This window comes from Mesorhizobium sp. M8A.F.Ca.ET.202.01.1.1 (genome assembly GCF_004791595.1).
GTDB lineage: Bacteria > Pseudomonadota > Alphaproteobacteria > Rhizobiales > Rhizobiaceae > Mesorhizobium.
The window spans coordinates 1-294 of the sequence record NZ_SRUN01000260.1 but is presented as its reverse complement, the minus strand read 5'-3'; the positions used below and the strand labels follow the sequence as shown (position 1 = coordinate 294).

Here is a 294-nt window from a genome sequence, read left to right as displayed (position 1 = left end):
GTTGGATGGCGCTTAGCAGCTTCCAAAGCGATCCCAACTAGGGGAATCTCGCGATGACGAGCGCCACCCGTTTTCAGTCGCTTTCGATTTTCGTTCACGTCGATGCGAATGAAGGGGACTGGGGCATCAAGAACAATATCGCTGCCGGAGAGTAGGCAAATTTCCTTCGCATGAGCGCCGGTATTCTGTGCGATCTGAAGGATTGCTACCAACTGGTCGTTGGCATCCGATTGTTCGAGTCGTTTGGCAACAGCCGCAATTTCCGTCTCGGTGAACGGCTTGCGGGTAGATTTG

At 53.4% G+C, this 294-nt stretch carries 1 pseudogene; it reads right to left on the bottom strand.

From position 1 onward, the window contains the following. Positions 1–294: pseudogene (locus EN845_RS35765) on the bottom strand (integrase); the annotation flags it as partial.